We start from the raw sequence: 6,094 nt of genomic DNA, 5'->3' as shown, positions 1-6,094 counted from the left end.
GCCCGGGGGTGGGGCCTGGGGGTCCGGCGGGGTCGCGGTATTCAGATGGGGCGGCGCGGACGATGCCCACGCCGCCGGTGAAGATCGGTCAGGCGACGTCGCCGAACCGGTCCCGGACGACGCCGTCGTGCAGGTAGTTCGGGAGCAGCACCCCGCCCACCGACACGCGCCGGGTGGCGACCTGCTCCAGGGAGTCGCTCGGGAAGCCCTCCAACAGGCGCAGGCACTGCTGCACCCACTCGCGCGAGGTGTTCCACTCGGCGGCGTCGCGGTACCGGACGGCCAGCGCGTACGCGGTCTCGGCCGCCGTCCACCGGTCGATGCCGATCTCCCGCTGGAAGCAGCTCTCCAGCTCCTCGACGGAGGCGACGCGGGTTTCGCCGGTCATGGTGCCCTCTCTCATCCGGTGGTACCCGGTGATGTTCAACGCGGCGACGGCCCGCCGGTGACGAGGCGGCCGTCTAGTAGGTGAAGAGCTCGGCGAGGGTCCGGTAGTCGTGCAGCTCGTCCTTCTCGAACCACAGACCCACCTCCATCTCCGCCTCCTCCTTGTTCCCCGAGGCGTGCACGAGGTTGGCGACCGCCTTGCCGGAGGCCACGCTCGCAGCCCGGCTGTAGTGGGAGAAGTCGCCGCGGATCGTGCCGGCGGGGGCCTCGTTGGGGTACGTGCTGCCGACGATCTTCCGGACGGTGGCCACCGCGTCCGCGCCCTCCAGCACAAGCGCGATGACCGGGCTCTGCTGCATGAACGTCGCGGTGAGGTTGTAGACCTCGGCACCGAGCCGCTCTTCGAGGTCGAAGTAGTGCTTGCGCGTGAACTCGGCGTCCATCTGCTTCATCTTGACGCCGACGATCTTCAACGCCGCGTCCTCGAACCGGGAAATGATCTTTCCGGCGTATCCACGCACCAACGCGTCCGGCTTCAGCAGTACGAGAGTGCGCTCCACCGGCTGTTCCTGATCCTGGGCCATCGTTTCCCTTTCAGCTTTCAGGCAAGCGATATGACGGACTTTCAGCTTGTCATCGACCCGGGATCACCGGGGCCGGAACAAGTGCTCCGGAGCGAAGCGGAAATCGAAAATCCCTGGATGAGCCCCTGAGCCACGCAGGGCCGCGTAGTCCCCAACCGTGCCGCCCTGCGTGGCCGTGCAGTGAGACTCCCACCGGACACCGCCCGTGAACGGACAGATTGTCCGCGTACTTCTCGTGCGATTCGCTGCGAAGAGAACCTTCTTGTGATAGGGAGTCAACTTCCTTTACTAACAAGTCAGTTGAATACTTTGCTCCCCTGTCAAGGCTCCGCGGCCGAACGGTACGGACAACTTGTCCGCGCACCGGCCCTCGCGGACTGGAAAGGTTCCTGGCCGGCGGGGTGGCGATCTTCCGGACGGTGCCGCGAGCCGTCCGGAAGGCTGTCACCACGTTCACACCGCCGAGTGCCGGGAACCCTCACGAGCGGTTCCCGGCACTTCTCTCCGGTCAGACGAAAAGGAGTCCGCGTGCTTTCTGTGGAAACCCCCGCGAGGACTGAGCTGGGCAGGTTCTTCGAGGTCTCGGCCCGGCAGTTCGCCTCCGATCAGCCCGTACCCGAGATGTTCTCGGCCGCCGTCGACGCGGAGTGGCACCGGCTCCTGAACGACCCCGGGTACGCGGCGTTCTGCGCCGAGCACGCGGGCCGACCGGTCCGCCACGTCGAGAACTCCGGCTTCGGCAGGATCTCGTGGGTCGACGCGTACGAGGAGATGTTCGGCCAGCTGCCGCAGGTGTGGTTCACCGACGCCGACGGGGTACTGAACGAGCGGGCGTTCACGCGCTACCGGGAGACCGGCGAGGTGTGGGCGGAGTGGGACTGCACCCCTCTCCCCAGTGACGACGTCGTACCATCCGTTGCCGGATGACGACCGGCCCACGAACAGGAGCGCCCCGGACCCCCGTCGGGGCGCTCCGCCTCGTCGAGGCGCAGACGACCGAGCCTCGCACGGTGGACATCGCGGGGTACGTGGACGCGGTGTCGGCGCACTGCCCCTACCTCGCGCCGTCCGTACGCCATGGCCTGACCACCTGGACGGTCTACGAAGTCGCGAGCGACGACCGCGAGTTCGTAGAAGCGGGGCTGTTCCACGCGGGCGTCCAGGCGGCGGAATGGGTCCGCCCCCTCGCGGCCCGCCCGCACGGCGCGCTGGTGTGCGAGAACGTCGTCCTCCTCGGGGCTACAGACCGTCTCCTGGACTGGCCGCACTGGGCGCTGAAGCACCTGTACGGCCCGGTCGGCCTGATGATCGGCAAGTTCCACCACAGCGAAGAACGACTCGACCGCGAGGACCGCCCCATCCCGCCCCCGCCGTACTCGTTCCTCCCGGTCCGCCCGGCCGTCCGCGTCCGGGACCCCCGTTTCCTCGCGGACACGCCCGAACTCGCGGACGCGCTCGCGGTCGCGGTGGACGATGGCCGGGACGTCTTCGCACACCTCTCCCACAACTGGCAGGCGGTAAAAGCATGGTCACGTTCCCTCCCTGTCCCGCAGAAGCACGAGCGGCAGCGGAAACCGCCTGCGGAGGCCCCGTAGAGCTGAAGGAGCTGACGAACCGCCGGGGTTCGGCGGTCTGGAAGGCCACCGGCCCCACCGGCGCGGTCGCGGTGAAGACCGGCTACGACGACGGCGTGATCGTCACGGTCCGGGAGGCGGCGATGCTGACGGCGCTCCCCGGCCACAAGGTGACCGCCGGCGGATACGACGGCGGGGCGTGGCTGGTCACCCCCTGGCACGACGGCCCCTCGACCTGGAAGACCTTCACGGCAGTACGAGCGGGCGACGGCGACCGCGCACCGGCCCTCCGCGCGGCCGTCGAACTGTGCCGGGCCGTCGCCGGCCTCCACGCCTCCGGCTGGGTCCACGCCGACCTCCAGCCCGCCCACGGCATCCACACCCCCGACGGCGTCCGCCTCATCGACTTCGCCTGGTCCCGCCCCGAACCCCACGGCCCGGTCGACGGCTACCGGGGCGGCATCGTCCACCTGATGGCCCCCGAACTCGCCGTCGCAGCCCGCGACAAGCAAACCGTCCTCGCCACCCGGCACAGCGACGTGTACGCGCTGGCGGGCGCGCTGTGGACCTGCGCGTCGGGAGCCTGGCCGCTCGACTACCGAGCCGCGGGCATCGACCGCCAGGCCGTGGCCCAAGACGGCATCCGCGACGCCATCGCCACGGGCCGACTCCCCCTGGCCCCACCCACGTGGTCCGCGTTCCACAACGCCTTGCGTCCCGTACTCACCGCGTCTCCCGAACACCGGCCTACAGCAGCCGAGTTGGCGCAGATCCTGTGTGCTGTCCAGGCGTGATCTCTCTCCGCGAGCTGCGCCCGGACGACGCACCCGCCGTCCAGCGCATCTACAGCGAACCGTCCGTACGCCATCTGCCGAGGCCAGCCATGACCGCCGCCTCGGCCACGGCATGGCTGACGGCGTGCTTGGCCGAACAGCGCGCCGTCTCAAGGAAGTTGTACTGCTTCGGCATCGACCGCACTGGCGACCTCATCGGCGTGATCAAACTCCGTGTCGAGGGAACGACCGCCGCCCTCAGCTACATCCTCCGCGACGACGCCTGGGGCCACGGGTACGCGACCACGGCGGTGGCCCTCGTCCTCGACTTCGCGTTCAGGACCCTCCGTCTGACCTCGGTCAACGCCAAACACCACCCCGACAACCACGCGTCAGCGCAGGTCCTGACCAAAACCGGCTTCACCCGCACCGGTCACTGCACCTACAGAGTGGCCACGGTGCGTAGCTGAATGGGGCACGCCGGCAGCAAGTACGCGCCAGAGATGCAGACAATCTGTCCGTAGGCGCTTTCCGGGAACCCCTTGACGACCAGCGCGCCAACCCTCCTCAAAACTGACCTATTTCACACGAATAACACCTCTTTAACCTCTTCACGAACACGCGATGCGAGCCCTCGTCCCGGCATCCGCAGCCTCCACCCTCACGACGCCCCGCTGTCGATCCCGTTAACGCTCGGCAACCACAGGCACGGAACAACTCCCTTTCCGTACCCTGATTCGAGTCCTCCATCGCGAAGGGAAAGAACCACCGATGAGTGAAAACCTGACGCTGGGACGCCGACTCCGCACGGCACGCAAGACCCGCCAACTGTCCGCCGCCCAGCTGGCGCAGAAGGTCGCGGTCTCCCCGAGCTACATCCAGAAGCTGGAGTCCGGCGCGCGGAAGGCTTCACCGTCGCTGATCCTGGCGCTCGCCAAGGCGCTGCGCTTCGGCCCGGAGGTACTGACCGGCCAGCCGTACTACGGGGAGCCGGAGGCGGAGGACCGCGTCCACGCCGTCATCCCCGAACTCCGCCGCCTCCTCCTCTGCTACGACAGCCCCGACGACCTGGAGATCGCACCACGCTCCCTCGCCGTGCTGGCCTCGGAGGTCGACCAGGTGGCGACGCTGCGCCGCGATGCGCGGTACGCGCCGATGGGCCCCCTGCTCCCGCCGATCATCACCGAACTCACGCACGTGGCTCTCAACAGCCGGGGCGAGGAACGCAGCAAGGCGTTCTGGCACCTGGCGCGCGTCTACCGCGCGGTGAACTCCCTCGCGCACAAGATGGGTCACCACGACCTGTCGAGTACAGCGCTGGAGCGGGTGCGGTGGGCGGCGGACCGTTCCGACGACCCGCTGATGCAGTTCACGGCCGGCTACCTGGTCACGGGGGCGATGCTCCGCCAGGGCGCCTACACCACCGCGCGCCGCAAACTCCTGCAACTGCGCGGCGAGTTGGAACGGCTCCAGCCGGAACGCTCGTACTCGGACGACGCTCTCGCGATCGACGGCGCACTGCTGCTGAAACTGGCGGTCCTGGAGGCGCGGGAGAACAACGCGGACCGCGCGGATGCGTACCTGCGGGAGGCCGAGCAGGTGGCGGCGCTCGCGGGGAACCGGGACTCTCTGGCGTACGAGATGTCCTTCGGTCCGACGAACATCCGTATCCACGAGGTCCACGCGATGATCGACATGGGCGACACGGAACAGGCGCTCGCCCGGCTCGCCGAGTGGTCCCCGGCCTCCGGGAGCGAGTGGGTGCCGCCGGTGACGACGGTCGGGGAGCGGTCGAGCCACCACTTCATCGACGTGGCGTCCGCGAAGCTGGCCGTCGGTGACCGGGCGGGCTCTTTCACCGACCTCAAGCGGGCACGGAAGGTCGCGCCGAACCACACTCGCTTCCACCCGTCCGTCCGGGAGACGACAGCGGCGCTGCTGAGGGTGGAGTCACATCCCTCCAACGAGCTTTCCGCGTTCGCGAGTTGGACCGGCCTAAGCTCAACATGACTGTTTGTCAAGGCCCTTGAGGAGCGGACCCTACGGACTATCTGTCCGCGCACCGAACTCGCTGAATGGAATGGTCTCTTCACACATAGTGGTGAGGAGGCCATTTCCATGTCCGACGTCAATCCCGCGGCCCACGTCCGTCCGCCGCGCTGGATGCCCATCGGGGAAGAGTCCGAGCTGTGCTCGGTGGGCGTGTGGTGGGACGTCGTCCGTGCCGGAGAGTCCGTGGGCCGCCGCGCGGTCGAGATCCTCCGCGAGAGCCGCGAGCCCCTCGGGCCGGTGATCATGGACTTCGAGGGCGCGGAACCCCGGATGTACTTCCTGGTCCCCGTCGGTACGGCGGCGGACTGGGCCGAGCCGGAGACGGTAGCCCTGGGCCCCAACTGCCACGTCGTCGTGCCGTCCGCCGAGACCACGACGCCGCCGGGGATGCACTGGTACGTCCGCGCGAGCGGACCTCGAACGCTGACCCTTCCCGCGGCCCTGCGCCGCGCGCTGATCCGGGCCCGCGCCGAACAGCGCGGCCCCGCAGGGGAACCGGCCCTCTGATGTCCCTGAGCATCTCCTTCGCGCTGCTCTTCGGGGTCCTCGTCTTCGTCCTGATCCGGGGCAAGACGGTGAAGCCCGGCCCCGCGACCGTCTGCGTGCTCTTCGGGTTCTTCCTCGCGAGCACCTCCATGGCCCCGAGCATCAGCCAGCTCGTGACCAGCTTCGCGGACGCGATCAGCGGCCTGCGCCTCTGAACCCCCCTCGCACCTCCCCCCCC

The 6,094-nt window shown here is 68.8% G+C and carries 9 protein-coding genes; 7 read left to right on the top strand and 2 right to left on the bottom strand.

The genetic code is table 11. The annotated features are described in order from the left end of the window. Window positions 1-88 precede the first annotated feature (88 nt). Both AOK24_RS12470 and AOK24_RS12465 read right to left on the bottom strand, forming a co-directional pair. Window positions 89-388, bottom strand: coding sequence for a hypothetical protein (locus AOK24_RS12470; protein WP_055720130.1), 300 nt, complete (start codon window positions 386-388; stop codon window positions 89-91). 73 nt (window positions 389-461) lie between these two features. Further along, on the bottom strand, window positions 462-971 hold the full coding sequence (locus tag AOK24_RS12465) for a nucleoside-diphosphate kinase (protein ID WP_055720129.1): 510 nt from the start codon (window positions 969-971) through the stop codon (window positions 462-464). A gap of 528 nt (window positions 972-1,499) precedes the next feature. Between AOK24_RS12465 and AOK24_RS12460 the strand changes: the two genes are divergently transcribed. From AOK24_RS12460 to AOK24_RS12430, 7 genes are all read left to right on the top strand, one after another. Continuing rightward, complete coding sequence (locus AOK24_RS12460) at window positions 1,500-1,898, top strand: hypothetical protein (RefSeq protein ID WP_240553856.1); 399 nt, start codon at window positions 1,500-1,502, stop codon at window positions 1,896-1,898. After that, window positions 1,895-2,566, top strand: a complete 672-nt coding sequence (locus AOK24_RS12455; RefSeq protein ID WP_055720127.1) for a DUF6875 domain-containing protein — start codon at window positions 1,895-1,897, stop codon at window positions 2,564-2,566. The genes AOK24_RS12460 and AOK24_RS12455 overlap by 4 nt, the downstream gene beginning before the upstream one ends. Then, window positions 2,497-3,339, top strand: a complete 843-nt coding sequence (locus AOK24_RS12450) for a protein kinase family protein (RefSeq protein ID WP_055720126.1) — start codon at window positions 2,497-2,499, stop codon at window positions 3,337-3,339. Before AOK24_RS12455 ends, AOK24_RS12450 begins: the two co-directional genes overlap by 70 nt. After that, window positions 3,336-3,788, top strand: a complete 453-nt coding sequence (locus AOK24_RS12445; protein WP_055720125.1) for a GNAT family N-acetyltransferase — start codon at window positions 3,336-3,338, stop codon at window positions 3,786-3,788. Before AOK24_RS12450 ends, AOK24_RS12445 begins: the two co-directional genes overlap by 4 nt. A 301-nt stretch (window positions 3,789-4,089) precedes the next feature. Further along, window positions 4,090-5,328: a helix-turn-helix domain-containing protein gene (locus AOK24_RS12440; RefSeq protein WP_055720124.1), complete on the top strand. Its 1,239-nt coding sequence runs from the start codon at window positions 4,090-4,092 to the stop codon at window positions 5,326-5,328. Window positions 5,329-5,436: 108 nt separating this feature from the next. After that, complete coding sequence (locus tag AOK24_RS12435; RefSeq protein WP_055720123.1) at window positions 5,437-5,877, top strand: hypothetical protein; 441 nt, start codon at window positions 5,437-5,439, stop codon at window positions 5,875-5,877. Continuing rightward, a complete protein-coding gene (locus AOK24_RS12430; protein WP_055720122.1) occupies window positions 5,877-6,071 on the top strand; it encodes a hypothetical protein in 195 nt (64 codons plus the stop codon). The genes AOK24_RS12435 and AOK24_RS12430 overlap by 1 nt, the downstream gene beginning before the upstream one ends. The last annotated feature ends 23 nt before the right edge of the window (window positions 6,072-6,094 follow it).

It is taken from the genome of Streptomyces niveiscabiei (assembly GCF_001419795.1).
Classification (GTDB): Bacteria; Actinomycetota; Actinomycetes; order Streptomycetales; family Streptomycetaceae; genus Streptomyces; species Streptomyces niveiscabiei.
This window is presented reverse-complemented; position numbering and strand designations above follow the sequence as displayed.